A 14,270-nucleotide genomic window follows, 5' to 3' on the forward strand; every position below is an offset into this window, starting at 1 on the left:
GCGTTCCCGGCCCCGCCATCACGGCGAGGCTTGCCCTGCGTTGCGGCCATCGCCAAACCGTCACCGTTTTTCTGGAGGTCCAGCATGATCGAAGTGACCGAAGTATCCATCGCCGAGCTGCGTGCCGCGCTCGAATCCGGCCGCACCACGGCGGTCGAACTGGTGCAGGCCTATCAGGCCCGCATCGCCGCCTATGACGGCCCCGCGACCGCCACCCGACTCAACGCCCTCGTGGTGCCCAACCCCGATGCGCTGAAAGAAGCCGAAGCCGCCGATGCGCGCCGCGCCCGCGGCGAGACCCTGGGACCGCTGGACGGCATCCCCTACACCGCCAAGGACAGCTACCTGGTCAAGGGGCTGACCGCCGCCTCCGGCAGCCCGGCCTTCAAGGATCTGGTGGCCCAGCGCGACGCCTTCACCATAGAGCGGCTGCGGGCCGCCGGCGCCATCTGCCTGGGCAAGACCAACATGCCGCCCATGGCCAACGGCGGCATGCAGCGCGGCGTCTATGGCCGGGCCGAGAGCCCCTACAACGCCGACTACCTGACCGCCCCCTTTGCCTCCGGCTCCTCCAACGGCGCCGGCACCGCCACCGCCGCCAGCTTCTGCGCCTTCGGCCTGGCCGAAGAGACCTGGTCCAGCGGCCGCGGCCCGGCCTCCAACAACGGCCTGTGCGCCTACACCCCGTCCCGCGGCGTCATCTCGGTACGTGGCAACTGGCCCCTGACCCCCACCATGGACGTGGTGGTGCCCTACGCCCGCACTATGGCCGACCTGTTGGAAGTGCTGGATGTGGTGGTGGCCGACGATGCCGAGACCCGCGGCGATCTGTGGCGCATGCAGCCCTGGGTCAAGATCCCCAAGGCTTCCGACATCCGCCCGGCCTCCTACCACGCGCTGGCGGCCCAGGCCGACAGCCTCCAGGGCAAGCGCTTCGGCGTGCCGCGCATGTTCATCAACCAGGATGAACTGGCCGGCACCAGCGAGCAGCCCGGCATCGGTGGCCCCACAGGTCAGCGCATCCACACCCGCGCCTCGGTGATCGCCCTGTGGGAGCAAGCCCGCCAGGCCCTGGAGGCCGCCGGCGCCGAGGTCATCGAGGTGGACTTCCCCCTGGTCTCCAACTGCGAAGGGGACAGACCCGGCGCCCCCACGGTGTTTAACCGCGGCATCGTCACCCCGGAATTCCTGCAGGACGAGCTGTGGGAACTCTCAGGCTGGGCGTTCGACGACTTCCTGCGAGCCAACGGCGACCCCAAGCTCAACAAGCTTGAGGATGTGGACGGGCCGCAGATCTTCCCCCACGACCCCGGCACATTACCGAACCGCGAGGGGGATCTGGCCGCCGGTATGGACGAGTACGTCAAGATGGCCCAGCGCGGCCTCACGCCGTGGAACGAGATTGCCAGCGTGCCGGACGGCCTGCGGGGCCTGGAGCAGACCCGCAAGCTGGACTTGGAAGAGTGGATGGACGGGCTCAAGCTCGACGCCGTGCTGTTCCCCACCGTCGCCGACGTCGGCCCGGCGGATGCGGATGTGAACCCCGCCTCCGCCGATATCGCCTGGAGCAACGGCGTCTGGGTGGCCAACGGCAACCTGGCCATCCGCCATCTCGGGGTACCGACCGTCACAGTCCCCATGGGGGTGATGGCCGATATCGGCATGCCGGTGGGCCTGACCTTCGCCGGCCGCGCCTACGACGACAACAACCTGCTGCGCTTTGGCGCGGCCTTCGAGGCCACCGGCAGCAAGCGGCAGATCCCGCCGCGCACTCCGCCGCTGTCGTAAGCGCTTACGCCGTTATAAATAACAATCAGGCTCCCGCTGGGAGCCTGATTTGTTTTTGCCTTGAGGCAGAAGCGAGAGAATTTCGCCGTATAGCGCGGGGGATTTCACGCGGTAAACGTTGGGCTTCGCCAACTCAGACCAACCTACGAGCTTGATGCATCATGGGGTGCCTCGGACCAATGCGCCGCCGGTTAACGTGCCCCGCGTGCAACGGCAAGCAGGACACCGAAGCCGACAAGCAGCCCGCCAAAGATGCGGTCGATCCAATGGCGCACGGCAAGCAGTCGATCGCGTACGGCTCCAGCCGAGAAGCACAGCGCAACGAGACTGAACCAGACCATGTGAGCCGCCGATATAAACGCGCCATAGCCGATCTGCACCGTCAGTGGCGTTTCGGGATGCACCACCTGCATGAACAGACTGACGATGAAAACCGTGGTCTTGGGGTTCAGTGCATTTGTCAGGATGCCTGTTCGCAGCGCCGCTGCGTCCGACAGCGGTACGACAGTACTTGTGGCCTGTGTGCTTGTGGGGCTGCTCCGCAACATTTTCATGCCGAGATAAACCAGATAGCCGGCCCCAACAATCTTAATGACATTGAACAGCCAGAGTGATTGCTGGATCAGCATGCCCACACCGACCAGCGTATAGGTCACATGCACGAGTACACCCAGGCCGATACCCAAGGATGTCAGCACGCCGGCGCGACGCGAGAGTATCAAGCTGTTGCGCGTGACCATCGCAAAGTCCGGCCCAGGGCTGATGACGGCCAGCAAGGTTATTGTGATAACAGCTAACAATTCAGTCATGATGTATCCTTTCACAAAATGAGTATTTCGCGATGCTACCTGCAATCGGATACGGCGAATAACGATGTTTCCTAACAAAAATAGTGAGTTCAAATCACCATTAAACGATGTGCGTCTACCCTCTCTGCTGGCGCTGCGTTGTTTTGAAGCGGCTGCCCGGTTGGAGAATTTCAGCAGGGCGGCCGAGGAGCTACACCTGACACATGGTGCCGTCAGTCGCGCTGTACGCCTGCTCGAAGACGAACTGGGCATGCCCTTGTTCGAGCGGCGTAGCCGGCGAGTGTTCTTGACCGACGCGGGTCGAAAACTGGCTAAAGCTGTAGGAAATGGGCTGGATTTGATGCGCCAGGCAGTAGACGAATTGCGTACCAATGTACGCCAAGGGCGGCGCTGGGTGTTGTCGTGCGAGCCAACATTGCTGATGCGCTGGTTGATCCCTCGTTGGCCGGACTTCCAGACCCAACACTCGGATATCGATGTGCAACTAGTAGCCGGTGGAGGGCCTTTTTCCTTCTCCAATGGCATCGATTTGGCGATCCGCCGTGATGATTTCCCCAAACCAGAGGGGTACCACGCAGAACCTTTATTCGCGGAAAAGGTCGGCCCGGTCTGCCGGCCCGACAAGGTGGCCGCATGGTTCACCACCAACAAGGACTGCAATACGCTCAAGCCAGACTCACCTCGCTTGCACACACGTACGCGTCCGGGTGCATGGTCTGAATGGGCGACCGCCGCCGGTCAACCCGTACCGGAAGCTCAGGGGCATACCTTCGAACACTTCTATTTCAGCTTGCAAGCGGCAGTGTCTGGTCTGGGCGTGGCGATCGGTCCGTGGCACCTGGTCCGTGATGACCTGGCCAACGGCGTGCTGGCCGCGCCGATGGGCTTTGTCGAGGACGGTTCACGTTATTGCCTGCTATCGCCGCAGCCCATTCAACCAGCCAACCCACAAGGCAACTTGCTGGCATGGCTGCGAGCCTTGGCATAGCCTAAATCAGGCGTGATAAAAAGTGCCGAAATCCCATGGTCTGATCAACCCGCCTCCATATGTCATCAATCTAGCCGTAAAAGGCACTGCCTGGCGACCGGGCCAAACAGATGGGTGGTCCTTTGCCTAACGAACTGCCTCGCCGTTAACGCTTGTGAGAGCTGCCCGGCTAACCACCTGCCGGGCAGGTGGTTTGGTAGAGGCAGGTTACAGGAACATGCCGCCGGAGGCTTCGATGCGCTGGCCGGTGATCCAGTGGCTGTCATCGGCCAGCAGGGCGGCCACCACGGGGCCGATGTCCTCCGGCAGGCCGACCCGACCCAGGGCCGTCTGGGCGGCGACAAACTGGTTCACCGCCGGATTATCCCGCACCAGGCCGTTGCCAAAATCGGTGGCGATGGCGCCCGGCGCCAGTGTGTTGACCGAGATGCCCCGCGCCCCCAGCTCCCGAGCCAGATAACGGCTCAGCACCTCGACACCGCCCTTCATCACCGCGTAGGCGGAGGATCCCGGCAGGGAGAAGCGCGCCAGCCCGCTGGAGATATTCAGAATTCGGCCACCGTCGGCCAGTTGCGGCAGCAGGGCCTGGGTCAGGAAATAGGGCGCCTTCAGGTGGATGCGGAACAGCTCGTCAAACTGCGACTCCGTGGTGTCGACGAAGGGCGCATGCAGACCGACGCCGGCGTTGTTCACCAGGGCATCGAAGTGCTGGCGCTGCCATAGATCCGCCAGCAGGACGCGCACCTCGGCGGCGAACTCGACAAAGCGGCGGCTGTCGCCCACATCCAGTGGCAGCACGGCCACCTGGGCGCCCAGTGCCCGGGCCTCGGCGGCGGTCGATTCGGCCTCGTCGCGGCGGCTATGGTAGGTGAGTATCAGGTCCCGGCCGCCTTGCGCCAGCCGCAGCGCCATGCTGCGCCCCAGGCCACGGCCGCCGCCGGTGATCAGAACAATCTTGCGCTTGCTATCCATCATCAGGTTCCTCGCGGTAGTTCGGGAGCCCTCTCCCGTTACCCCAAGTCTATTGATTTCAGGCTGGCGATAAATCCGTCTAACTTTGTTAGATTGTTTATCTAATTTTGACAGTTGGAGCCATCATGGATCAGTTGCAGGCCATGCGTGTCTATGTGCAGGTGGCGAAACTCGGCAGCTTCACCCAGGCCGCCGACAACCTCGGCATGCTCAAGGCCAGTGTCTCGAATGCGGTACGCCAATTGGAGGAGCAGCTGGGCACTCGTCTGCTGCACCGCACCACCCGCAAGGTGCAGATGACGCAGGACGGCCAGCTGTTCTACGAGCGCTGCCAGGATCTGCTGGCAGACATGGAGGAGCTGACCACCTGGTTCAGCCGCGAGGAGGATCAGCCGCTGCGCGGCCGGCTCAGGGTGGACATGCCGTTGGCCCTGGCCCGCACCCTGGTGATCCCCGCCCTGCCGGCGTTTTTGCAGCGTCACCCCCAGCTGGAGATAGAGCTGAGCAGCACAGACCGCCGGGTGGACATGGTGCGCGAGGGCTTTGATTGCGTGGTGCGGGTGGGCAATGTCCATGACCAGGGGGTGATTGCCCTGCCCCTCGGCCAGATGGCGCAGATTAATTGTGCCAGCCCGGCCTACCTGGAGCGCCATGGTCTGCCGCAGAGCCCCGAGGATCTGGCCAGTCACCCGCTGGTGCACTATGCCCAATCCCTCGGCAGCCGACCGACCGGCTTTGAATACCTGGACGCCGAGGGGCAGCCGCAGCGACGGACGGTGCCGGGCAGTGTGACGGTGAATAACTCCGATGCCTATCGGCAGGCGGCGCTGGCCGGGCTCGGCATCATTCAGGTGCCCAGACGCGGCGTGCAGCGCTGGCTCGATAGCGGCGACCTGGTGGAGATACTGCCGGATCACCTGCCCCCTCCCCTGCCGGTGTTCCTGCTATACGCCAATCGGCGGCATCTGCCGGTGCGGGTGCGCCGCTTCATGACCTGGCTGCAGGCCTTGCTCCAGCCGGCGCTGAGCTGAGTAGCGGCCCCTAGCGCGGCGAACGCGTGCTAGGGCTCAGCACCAGCCAGGTGGCCACGCCGATCACCAGGGCGCCGAACACAAAGCCGGAGTTGAGGCTTTCCCCCAGCACCAGATAACCCCAGAAGATACCGAACGGCGGGATCAGGAAGGTGACGGTCAGGGAGCGCAGCGGGCCTATGTCGTGGAGCAGGCGAAAGTAGAGGATGTAGGCCACCGCCGTGCAGAGCAGGCCCACCGCCACGACGCTGAACCAGGCCGCCGGCAGGTTCCAGTCAGGCAAGGGGCTGGTGATCTGGCTGTAGGCAAAGAAGGGCAGCAGGAACAGGCTGGCGCCAATCTGGGTGCCCAGGGCCAGCTGCATGGGATCGAGCCCGCCACGCTGGCCGACCCAGCGGCGGGTTAAGAAGCCGGCCAGGCCATAGCAGGCAGTGGCCAGCAGGCAGGCGAGGATCCCCTGCAAGGTGACCAGCGACAAGGCCATTTGCCCCCGGGTGGTGATCAACATGACCCCCAGCAGCCCCAGCACGACGCCGCCGCTCTTCTTCAGGGTCAGCTGCTCACCAAAGAATAGGCTGCCGATGGCGACGCCCATCAGGGGGGTGGTGGCATTCAAGATGGCGGAATAGCCGGCGGGCAGCCATTTGGCCGCCAGGCAATACATCAGAAACGGCAGGCCGGAGTTGATGATGCCCAGCAGCAGGGCCACCGGCAGCTTGTCGGCAAAATCGATACGCCGCCGGATCAGCAGCACCAGCAGGCTCAGCCCCAGGCTGGCAAACAGCACCCGCAGGAAGGCGGTGTTGATGGCCCCCAGTGCCGGCGCGGCGATGCGCATAAACAGAAAGCTGGCGCCCCAGATGGCGGCCAGTAGCAACAGTCGGCAATAATCGGCGGCACGCATCTCTAGACTCCAGCAACAGGGTGACGGCATCAAGCAAAGGGGAAGGAAGCAGAGGGGATAGACCATAGCATAGGGCTAGCCGCGGCGTCCCTTGCTCCCCAGAGCCCGCTGCTTGGCGCGCTGCTTCTGGGCCGCCTTGCCGTGGCGGCGTGGCGCCGGGGCACTGCGGGTCAGATCCGGCTCGAAGCCCGGGCACCACTGCTGGGGCAGCCGGGTATTGAGCACCGCCTCCACCTCTTCGAGCAGCACGCTGTCCTCGACGCTGAACAGGGTGATGGCCAGCCCCGCCTTGCCGGCCCGGCCGGTGCGACCGATGCGGTGCACGTAATCCTCCGGCTGGAAGGGCAGCTCCAGGTTGATGACATACTGGAGATCCGGAATATCCAGGCCGCGGGCCGCCACATCGGTGGCGATGAGCGCCTGCAGCTGACCGTCGCGAAATGCCTGCAGCACCTGCTCTCGGGCGGCCTGGGAGAGATCGCCGTGCAGGGCCTGGGCGGTAATCGAACCACCGCTCAGGGCCTTGGCCAGCTGATCGCAGCCCTGGCGGGTGCGGCTGAAGATCAGCACAGGCCGATAGCTCTGGGTCTGGATCAGGTGGGCGATAAGCTCGGCCTTGCGCTCGGCATCCACCACATAGACCCGCTGCTCGATGGGCGCCGCCGCCGTGTTGGCAGGCGCTGCCTCGATGCGCAGGGGCTCCCGCAGTCGCGCCCGGGCCAGGGCATAGACGGCCTCGCCGAAGGTGGCGGAGAACAGCAGGGTCTGGCGCTCGTCCGGCAGCTGGGCCAGCAGGGCGTTGATCTCGTCGGCAAAGCCCATGTCCAGCATGCGGTCGGCCTCGTCGAACACCAGCACCTCCAGCCCGGCCAGGCTGACCACCCCCTGACGCAGATGATCCAGCAGGCGCCCCGGGGTGGCGATGATGAGATCCACCCCGGCCTGCAGCACCGCCACCTGGGCGGCGATGCTGACGCCGCCATAGACCAGGGCCGCCCGCACGCCACAGCCGGCGCCATAGCGTTCCACGCTCTGGTGGACCTGCTGGGCCAGCTCGCGGGTGGGCACCAGGATCAGGGCCCGCACCGCAGGCGTGGCGGCCGGGGTCAGCAGCCGCTGCAGGATCGGCAGCACGAAGGCCGCTGTCTTACCGGTGCCGGTCTGGGCCGCCGCCAGCAGATCCCGCCCCGCCAGGATCGGCGCCATGGCCGCCTGCTGGATGGCCGTCGGCTGCTGGTAGCCCAGGGCCTGCAGGTTGGAAAGCAGGCGCGGATCGAGGGCGAGGTCGGCAAAGGTCATAGGGATCACCATGCAAGAGTAAGAAGGAGGCGCCGGTCAGCAAGAACGGACGGCGGGCGGCATGGTAACAAATCTCGCCGGGCCCTGTCGCACTCGGGCGAAGACCTCAGTCCCGGCAGACCAGACTCGGCGGTAATCGGGTCACGGCCGCTTCCCCGCCATCAGCCGATCCGTCAATCTGTTGCAGCAGGCGCCGTACCGCCGCCTCCGCCAGTTGCGCCACCGGTTGCGCCACCGTGGTCAGCCGATAGGCCGGCCAGGCCGATTGCGGCACATCGTCACAACCGACGATCGGCAGCCCCTGCCCCGCCAGCCCCTGCCGGCAGCCATCCATCACCCCCATGGCCAGGGCGTCCGAGGCACAGAACAGGCCGTCGAGCCTAGCCAGGGTCTGGGCATGCTGCTGCCCCATAGCCAGCCCCGCCGCGTGGCTATAGCCTCCGGCGCTCAGCAGACAGGGTGGCGGCAAGCCGGCCTGGCACACCAGCTCGGCAAAGCCGGCGCCACGGGCGCGGGACGCCTCGCCGTCGGCCCGTCCGGCCAGAAACCCCAGCCGCTGCGCCCCCTGCGCCAGCAGGTGCTGCGCCGCCAGGCGCCCCGCCTGCCGATTATCCGTCTGCACCGAGGGCACCCGCCCAGCCGGATCGGAGCGCCCCAGCAGCACCAGAGGCAAAGCCAGGCTGACGCACTGGGACAGGCAGCTCTCCGGCAAGGAGCCCACCACCGCCAGCACCCCGTCCACCTGGTAGCTGCCCAGCCGCAAGACGGCCTGATCCAGATCCTCGGTGGCCTCGACATTCAAGAGCACGGGCAACTTGCCATGCCGCTGCAGCACCCGGGTCAGCTCGGCGAACAGCCAGCTCTGGAACGGGCTGGCAAAATCCCCCATCAGGATGGCGACCAGGTGGGAACGCGAGCGGCTGTTAGGGGTACTGAGGGCGCTGGCAAACACATTGGGCTGATAGCCGTGCTCCCGCGCCGCCGCCAGGATCGTGGCACGCTTGGCCGCCGCGAGCCGGGTGCCCGGGGTGAAGGCCCTCGACACGGCGGAGCGCGACACTCCCAGCTGGGCGGCCAGCATGGCGGCGGTCATTCTGGCCAAGCGTCCCCACCTCTGGTGGCCAGCGGCAATTGCCAGCACAGGCCATCCTCGGCCAGTTGCCAGGTCGGGTCCGTCGCCCGGGCCAGCTGCGGCGCCAGGACGGCCCGGCAGGCCGGATCCAGATGATAGAGGATGCCCAAACTGGCGGGCTGGCGGGTCAACCGCCGGCAATCGTGCCAGCTGCCGTGGCTGGGGTGCGCCTCGAGGTACTCGCACTCGAGAAACAGCAGATCCGCCGTCGCCGCGGCGCTCGCGCCGTCGGCCGACAGGGCGCCGTCCCCCGAGTAGAACAGCCGCCCGGCGCCGCCGGAGAGCAGCACGCTCAGGTTGGGCACCGCATGCCGGGTGGCAAAGAACTGCCACTGCCAGGGCCCCAGCGTCAGCAGTCGCTCGGCAGGGTACCACTGCAGCGCGAAGGGCAGCGCCGGCTCGGGCCAGTGGGCATGGGCGACCAGCTGCTGCAGGCGCGGTCGCTGGCCCAACTGACAGATCAGGGACAGCGGGCGCCGCCGACCATGGCTGGCCATCCAGTTGAGCAGTGTGGTCACCCCTAGGATATGGTCCGGGTGGTTGTGGGTCAGGTAGAGGGCATCCAGCGCCTCCGGGGCCAGCTGTCGACGGAACAGGGCCACCGGTACCGTGGGGCCGCAGTCGATCAGCAGGTTGAAACCCGCCTCGGCCACCAGCAAGGCGGCATTGGTGCGGCTGCCATCATAGGCATCGCCACAGCCGATGATGTCAATCCGCAAGGCTGGCCTCCCGGGTGGCCAGCCGTTGCCCGGCGGCATCGAAGCAGTGACAGACGGAACGCCCCAACGCCAGGGGGAGGCTTGCCCCCTGGGCGAAGGGCTGGGTGCTCTCCACCGCGATGGCCTGCCCGGCGAGCCGGCCATAATAGAGCCAGCTGTGCCCCAGCGGCTCCACCAGCTCGATGACCATGGCCACTTCGCTGTGGCGTGTATCGACCCGGATCTGGTTGGGCCGCAGCCCCAGGGTCGCCGTGCCGGCGGGCAGACCGCTCAGCCGAATGCCCCCGGCCAACTGGAACTGGCCGTCCTGCCACTGCCCGTCGAGAAAGTTCATGCCCGGGGTGCCGATAAAGCCGGCGACGAAGCGGTTAGCCGGCGCGTCGTAGAGGGTCTGTGGGGAGCCCTCCTGCTCGATGAGCCCCTGGTTGAGCACCACGATGCGATCGGCCAGGGTCATGGCCTCCACCTGGTCATGAGTCACGTAGAGGATGGTGGCCTGCAGTTGCTGATGCAGCTGCTTGAGGCTCAGACGCATCTCATTGCGCAACTTGGCATCCAGGTTGGACAGGGGCTCGTCAAACAGGAACAGCGCCGGATTGCGCACTATGGCGCGCCCAATGGCCACCCGCTGGCGCTGGCCGCCAGACAGGGCCCCCGGCAGGCGATCCAGCAGGGGTGTCAGGTGGAGGATCTGCGCCACCTCCGCCAACCGTCTGGCCTGCTCGGCCTTGGCCACGCCAGCCATCTTCAGGGGGAAGGTGATGTTGCGCGCCACATTCATGTGGGGGTAGAGGGCGTAGGACTGGAACACCATGGCGATTTCCCGCTGTGCCGGGTGCACCCGGTTCAGGTTCTGCCCAGACAGGCGAATCTCGCCCTGAGTCACCGACTCCAGCCCCGCGATCATCCGCAGCAGGGTGGACTTGCCGCAGCCGGAGGGGCCGACGAAGACGACAAACTCCCCCTGGTTGATCCCCAGGTTGAGCCGGGGGATGACGGTGTGCTGATGGTAGGCCTTGCCCAGCTCGATCAGTTGCAGTGTTTTCACTTATTTGAGTCCCATTGAGAAGCCGCGCAGCAGGTATTTCTGCAGGTAGCCGGCCAGCAACAGCATCGGCAGCGAGGCGATCAGGCCGGAGGCCATCAGGCTGTTCCACACGGTACCGTCCTCCGTCATACCGCGGGCGATATAGAGCGGCAGAGTGAAGCGATCCGGGGTGTGGATAAACAGCAGCGAAAACATGAATTCGTTCCAGCCCAGCAGGCTGGTAAAGATCAGAGTCGCCACCATGCCGGGGGCACACAGTGGCAGGACGATATACCAGAGCCGCCGGCCCAGGTTGGCCCCGTCCAGGGCGCCGGCCTCGTCGATCTCCAGCGGCACCTCCCGCAGGAAGCCCAGCAGCATCCAGATGGCGAACGGCAGGGTGTAGATCTGGTAGCTGAGCACCAGCCCCAGCCGAGTGTTGAGCAGTTGGGTCTGATTCATCAGATCGTACAGCGGGATGGCGATGACGATGGGCGGCATCATCTTGATCATCAGCACCAGCAGCAGAAACAGCTTGTCGAGCCCGGCTGGAAAGCGGTAGCGCACCAGGCCATAGGCGGCGAGAAAGGCCATTAGCAGCGACAGGAGGGCCGCTCCCACCGCGATCAGCAAGGTGTTGCCTAGCAGCGGCAGGAAGTCGTCCTGCCACAGGGCGGCGAAGGCCGCCAGGCTCGGGGCGCCGTCGGCCAGGCTGGCGGTCTGGATCATCCACAGCAGGGGCAAGGCAAACAGCAGGCTGACCAGGATCACGGTCAGCCGGTGCAGGAGTCGGCTCATGGTCTATTCCCCTTGGCCAGATAGCGGGCGTAGATCAGGGTCATGGAGATGGAGATGAGCAGCATCAGCAGGGCCGCGGCGCTGGCCAGCCCCTGATCGAAGAACTGGAAGCCGTACTTGTAGACCAGCATGGACAGGGTCTCGGTGGCGTTGCCGGGGCCGCCGCCGGTCAGCACATAGGCCTTGTCGAACAGCTTGAAGGTATCGATGGAGCGCAGCAGCAGCACCAGCAACAGCGGGCGGGCCAACAGAGGCAGCGTGATGTACCACAGCCGTTGCCAGCCGCAGGCGCCGTCCACCATGGCCGCCTCCTGTACCTCCTGAGGGATGGACTGCAGCCCCGCCAGCAGGATGAGAAAGGCCATGGGTGTCCACTGCCAGGTATCCACCAGGGCGATGGCATACAGAGCACGAGAGGGATCGGAGAGCCACTCCTGGGGCGGCAGACCGCAGGCGACCAACGCCCGGTTGAGCAGGCCGAAGTCGTAATGATACCAGGCCCGCCAGATGGCTGAGCACACCAGGGTCGACAGCATCATGGGATAGATGAGCAACGGCAACAGCCAACGGCGACCGCGAAACGGCCGGTAAAACAGCAGGGCCAGGGCCAACCCCAGCAACAGCTGGCTGAAGGAGGCCACCAGGGTGAAGACCAGGGTGTTGCGCGCCGCGGTGAGGAAGAAGAAGTCATCCAGCAGGGCCCGGAAGTTGGCCAAGCCGACGAAGCTGGTCACGCCAGTCTGGCTGTCGGTCTGGCTGAGGGAGGCCAGCAGCACGGAGACGATGGGATAGCCGGTCAGCAGCGCCAGCACCAGCAGGCTGGGCAGCATCAACCAGAGCAGGACGGAACGTTGTTCAAACAGCATAGGCGATACCGCTGACCGTGAGGCGGGCCGCTGGCCCGCCCCAGGGTGCCAAAGAGACAAGGATCAGGACTTCAGGACACGGCTGATGCGCTGTTGGGCCTGCTGCAGAGCCTGCTCGGCGGGCATCTGGCCAGTCAGCGCCAGCTGCAGGTAATCCCCCAGGATGCTCTCCACCTCGGCCCAGTTCTGGATGCGTGGCCGCGCCTTGCCGTTCTCCAGGGCAGTCAGCTGTGCCGGATACCAGCGGTATTTGGCCACCAGGTCCGCATCCTGATACAAGGAAGCGCGAGTCGGCGGTATGCCGAACTGCAGGGCTAGCGCCTTCTGCATGGCCTCGCTGCCAGCGAAGGCGAGAAACGCCTCGGCTTCGGCCTTACGCTGGCTGGTGGCCGGAATGGCCAGCTGCCAGATCCCCAGCATGGGGGACGACTGGCCGGTCTGGCTGGGCGGGGTGACGATTTCCATCTCGTGCACCACCTGGGAGACGGCGGGGTTATCCAGATCCGGCACCCAGGCCGGCCAAACTTCCAGCGCCATGGCGGCCGCCCGCTTCTGCATGGCATCCCTCACCTCGTCGGCGTTGTAGACATCCACCCCCTTGGGGGCATCGGCCTTGAGGGACAGGAACATCTCCAGGGCCTGACGGGCCTGGGGCGTATCGAGGGCCGCATGGCCGTTGGCATCGATAACATCAGCACCGTAACCCCACAGCAGCGGCAGGAAGCCGGTGACCACGGGATTGCCCTTGACGCCACGGAACACCACGCCGCTGAGCTGCTGCTCGGCCTGGATGCGATCGGCCGCCTGTTTGACGGCCTGCCAGCTGGTGGGCGCCGCCAGCTGATACTGGTCAAACACCGCCTTGTTCCAGGCGAACAGCGCCACGTTACCTACCATGGGCATGGCGTAATCATGGCCGCCCTGCTGGCCCAGTGCCGCCAGCGACAGGATGAAGGGCTGGCTGGCCAGGCTCGACGGCAGGGGCGCCAGCCACCCCTTCTGCATAAATTCCGGCGCCCAGGTGTCATCCAGCATCACCACGTCGTAGTGATCGTTCTTGGCACGCATTGAGAGGGCCAGGCTGTCATAGAGCCCCTTGCCAGGTTGCTGGATCAGAGTGATCCGGGTGCCGGGATGCTGCTGCTGATAGGCATCGGCCACAAATTGCAGCGCCTTGCCATAGCTGCTGTCTCGACCGGCAACCACCAGCTCGCCGGCCTGACTGGCGCAGCTCATGCCGAGCAGGGCCAATGAAACGAGAGTCTTGTTGAACATGTCGTCCTTTCCTATGTGATGCGCACGCGCGTGCACGGCTACTGTGGTCACGATAGGCAGGACGTATTGCAGTGTGGTGACGCAGGGGTGAAGCTTTGATAACGCGTTGGTCGGACATAAAAAAACCTGGCTACTGGTGCCAGGTTGTCGATCTTTTGTCAGGCAAAGTCTGACCGGGAACAGCGAGCTAGACTCAAGCCTTGGTCTCGGTCCGCGCCTTGAGATAACCCGCGTAGTCGGGCACCGCCACTTCGAACGGGCTGTCCATGTGGGGGCAGTCCATCAGGAAATCGGCGGTGGCCTCGTTGGTGGCCATGGGGATGTTCCACACCGCCGCCAGACGCAGCAGCGCCTTGACGTCCGGATCGTGGGGCACGGCATTTAAGGGGTCCCAGAAGAAGATCAGCACGTCTATCTTGCCTTCGGCGATCAGGGCACCGAGCTGCTGATCCCCCCCCATGGGGCCGGAGAACAGGCAGGTGATGGGCAGGCCCGCTTCCTTGCTCAATATGCTGCCTGTGGTGCCGGTGGCATACAGGTGATGCAGCTTCAGCTGCTCGCTGCGCTGCTTGACCCAGCGAACCAGATCCACCTTCTTGTGATCGTGTGCCACCAGCGCCACGCGCTTGTGGGCCGGCATCTCACGATTGACCATCGCTTGC

The 14,270-nt window shown here is 65.3% G+C and carries 14 protein-coding genes; 3 read left to right on the forward strand and 11 right to left on the reverse strand.

The genetic code is table 11. The annotated features are described in order from the left end of the window. Positions 1–84 precede the first annotated feature (84 nt). Positions 85–1,788, forward strand: a complete 1,704-nt coding sequence (locus tag ABHF91_RS15610; RefSeq protein WP_409421167.1) for an amidase — start codon at positions 85–87, stop codon at positions 1,786–1,788. Between the two features lie 191 nt (positions 1,789–1,979). Here the strand turns inward: ABHF91_RS15610 and ABHF91_RS15615 are convergent, their stop codons facing one another. Next, positions 1,980–2,597 (reverse strand): LysE family translocator, encoded by a 618-nt coding sequence (locus ABHF91_RS15615; RefSeq protein ID WP_409421168.1) that lies wholly within the window; start codon positions 2,595–2,597, stop codon positions 1,980–1,982. A 64-nt stretch (positions 2,598–2,661) separates the two neighbouring features. On the opposite strand from ABHF91_RS15615, the gene ABHF91_RS15620 reads away from it, so the two are divergent. Beyond that, positions 2,662–3,585 carry a LysR family transcriptional regulator gene (locus ABHF91_RS15620; RefSeq protein ID WP_409421169.1) on the forward strand — a complete coding sequence of 308 codons (924 nt, stop codon included), beginning with the start codon at positions 2,662–2,664 and terminating at the stop codon, positions 3,583–3,585. A 207-nt stretch (positions 3,586–3,792) separates the two neighbouring features. Here the strand turns inward: ABHF91_RS15620 and ABHF91_RS15625 are convergent, their stop codons facing one another. After that, positions 3,793–4,557 carry an SDR family NAD(P)-dependent oxidoreductase gene (locus ABHF91_RS15625; RefSeq protein WP_409423136.1) on the reverse strand — a complete coding sequence of 255 codons (765 nt, stop codon included), beginning with the start codon at positions 4,555–4,557 and terminating at the stop codon, positions 3,793–3,795. 125 nt (positions 4,558–4,682) lie between these two features. Between ABHF91_RS15625 and ABHF91_RS15630 the strand changes: the two genes are divergently transcribed. Beyond that, the gene (locus ABHF91_RS15630; protein ID WP_409421170.1) at positions 4,683–5,588 is read left to right on the forward strand and encodes a LysR family transcriptional regulator; all 906 of its coding nucleotides are present in this window, start codon (positions 4,683–4,685) and stop codon (positions 5,586–5,588) included. A 10-nt stretch (positions 5,589–5,598) separates the two neighbouring features. Here ABHF91_RS15630 and ABHF91_RS15635 read toward each other — a convergent pair whose 3' ends face one another. The 9 genes from ABHF91_RS15635 to ABHF91_RS15675 form a co-directional block, all read right to left on the reverse strand. Further along, positions 5,599–6,492, reverse strand: a complete 894-nt coding sequence (locus tag ABHF91_RS15635) for a DMT family transporter (protein ID WP_409421171.1) — start codon at positions 6,490–6,492, stop codon at positions 5,599–5,601. A gap of 75 nt (positions 6,493–6,567) precedes the next feature. Then, entirely contained in the window at positions 6,568–7,791 is a 1,224-nt protein-coding gene (locus ABHF91_RS15640; protein WP_409421172.1) for a DEAD/DEAH box helicase, read from the reverse strand. A 106-nt stretch (positions 7,792–7,897) separates the two neighbouring features. Next, positions 7,898–8,884: a substrate-binding domain-containing protein gene (locus ABHF91_RS15645; protein ID WP_409423137.1), complete on the reverse strand. Its 987-nt coding sequence runs from the start codon at positions 8,882–8,884 to the stop codon at positions 7,898–7,900. Further along, positions 8,881–9,642: an MBL fold metallo-hydrolase gene (locus tag ABHF91_RS15650; RefSeq protein WP_409421173.1), complete on the reverse strand. Its 762-nt coding sequence runs from the start codon at positions 9,640–9,642 to the stop codon at positions 8,881–8,883. The genes ABHF91_RS15645 and ABHF91_RS15650 overlap by 4 nt, the downstream gene beginning before the upstream one ends. Further along, positions 9,632–10,690, reverse strand: a complete 1,059-nt coding sequence (locus ABHF91_RS15655) for an ABC transporter ATP-binding protein (RefSeq protein ID WP_409421174.1) — start codon at positions 10,688–10,690, stop codon at positions 9,632–9,634. Before ABHF91_RS15655 ends, ABHF91_RS15650 begins: the two co-directional genes overlap by 11 nt. Then, positions 10,691–11,467 (reverse strand): carbohydrate ABC transporter permease, encoded by a 777-nt coding sequence (locus ABHF91_RS15660; protein ID WP_409421175.1) that lies wholly within the window; start codon positions 11,465–11,467, stop codon positions 10,691–10,693. Next, positions 11,464–12,333: a carbohydrate ABC transporter permease gene (locus ABHF91_RS15665; RefSeq protein WP_409421176.1), complete on the reverse strand. Its 870-nt coding sequence runs from the start codon at positions 12,331–12,333 to the stop codon at positions 11,464–11,466. The genes ABHF91_RS15660 and ABHF91_RS15665 overlap by 4 nt, the downstream gene beginning before the upstream one ends. A 63-nt stretch (positions 12,334–12,396) precedes the next feature. After that, positions 12,397–13,608: an extracellular solute-binding protein gene (locus tag ABHF91_RS15670; RefSeq protein ID WP_409421177.1), complete on the reverse strand. Its 1,212-nt coding sequence runs from the start codon at positions 13,606–13,608 to the stop codon at positions 12,397–12,399. Between the two features lie 193 nt (positions 13,609–13,801). Continuing rightward, positions 13,802–14,263, reverse strand: a complete 462-nt coding sequence (locus ABHF91_RS15675; protein ID WP_409423138.1) for a methylglyoxal synthase — start codon at positions 14,261–14,263, stop codon at positions 13,802–13,804. Positions 14,264–14,270 lie beyond the last annotated feature (7 nt).

Origin of the sequence: Pseudaeromonas aegiceratis (assembly GCF_046254905.1) — a bacterium.
GTDB classification, from domain to species: Bacteria; Pseudomonadota; Gammaproteobacteria; order Enterobacterales; family Aeromonadaceae; genus Pseudaeromonas; species Pseudaeromonas aegiceratis.

Coding starts and splice junctions, on each gene's coding strand:
- ABHF91_RS15645 (WP_409423137.1), bottom strand. CDS start 8,884: ATGACCGCCGCCATGCTGGCCGCCCAGCTGGGAGTGTCGCGCTCCGCC.
- ABHF91_RS15660 (WP_409421175.1), bottom strand. CDS start 11,467: ATGAGCCGACTCCTGCACCGGCTGACCGTGATCCTGGTCAGCCTGCTG.
- ABHF91_RS15675 (WP_409423138.1), bottom strand. CDS start 14,263: ATGGTCAATCGTGAGATGCCGGCCCACAAGCGCGTGGCGCTGGTGGCA.
- ABHF91_RS15665 (WP_409421176.1), bottom strand. CDS start 12,333: ATGCTGTTTGAACAACGTTCCGTCCTGCTCTGGTTGATGCTGCCCAGC.
- ABHF91_RS15640 (WP_409421172.1), bottom strand. CDS start 7,791: ATGACCTTTGCCGACCTCGCCCTCGATCCGCGCCTGCTTTCCAACCTG.
- ABHF91_RS15610 (WP_409421167.1), top strand. CDS start 85: ATGATCGAAGTGACCGAAGTATCCATCGCCGAGCTGCGTGCCGCGCTC.
- ABHF91_RS15625 (WP_409423136.1), bottom strand. CDS start 4,557: ATGGATAGCAAGCGCAAGATTGTTCTGATCACCGGCGGCGGCCGTGGC.
- ABHF91_RS15670 (WP_409421177.1), bottom strand. CDS start 13,608: ATGTTCAACAAGACTCTCGTTTCATTGGCCCTGCTCGGCATGAGCTGC.
- ABHF91_RS15635 (WP_409421171.1), bottom strand. CDS start 6,492: ATGCGTGCCGCCGATTATTGCCGACTGTTGCTACTGGCCGCCATCTGG.
- ABHF91_RS15620 (WP_409421169.1), top strand. CDS start 2,662: ATGTTTCCTAACAAAAATAGTGAGTTCAAATCACCATTAAACGATGTG.
- ABHF91_RS15630 (WP_409421170.1), top strand. CDS start 4,683: ATGGATCAGTTGCAGGCCATGCGTGTCTATGTGCAGGTGGCGAAACTC.
- ABHF91_RS15615 (WP_409421168.1), bottom strand. CDS start 2,597: ATGACTGAATTGTTAGCTGTTATCACAATAACCTTGCTGGCCGTCATC.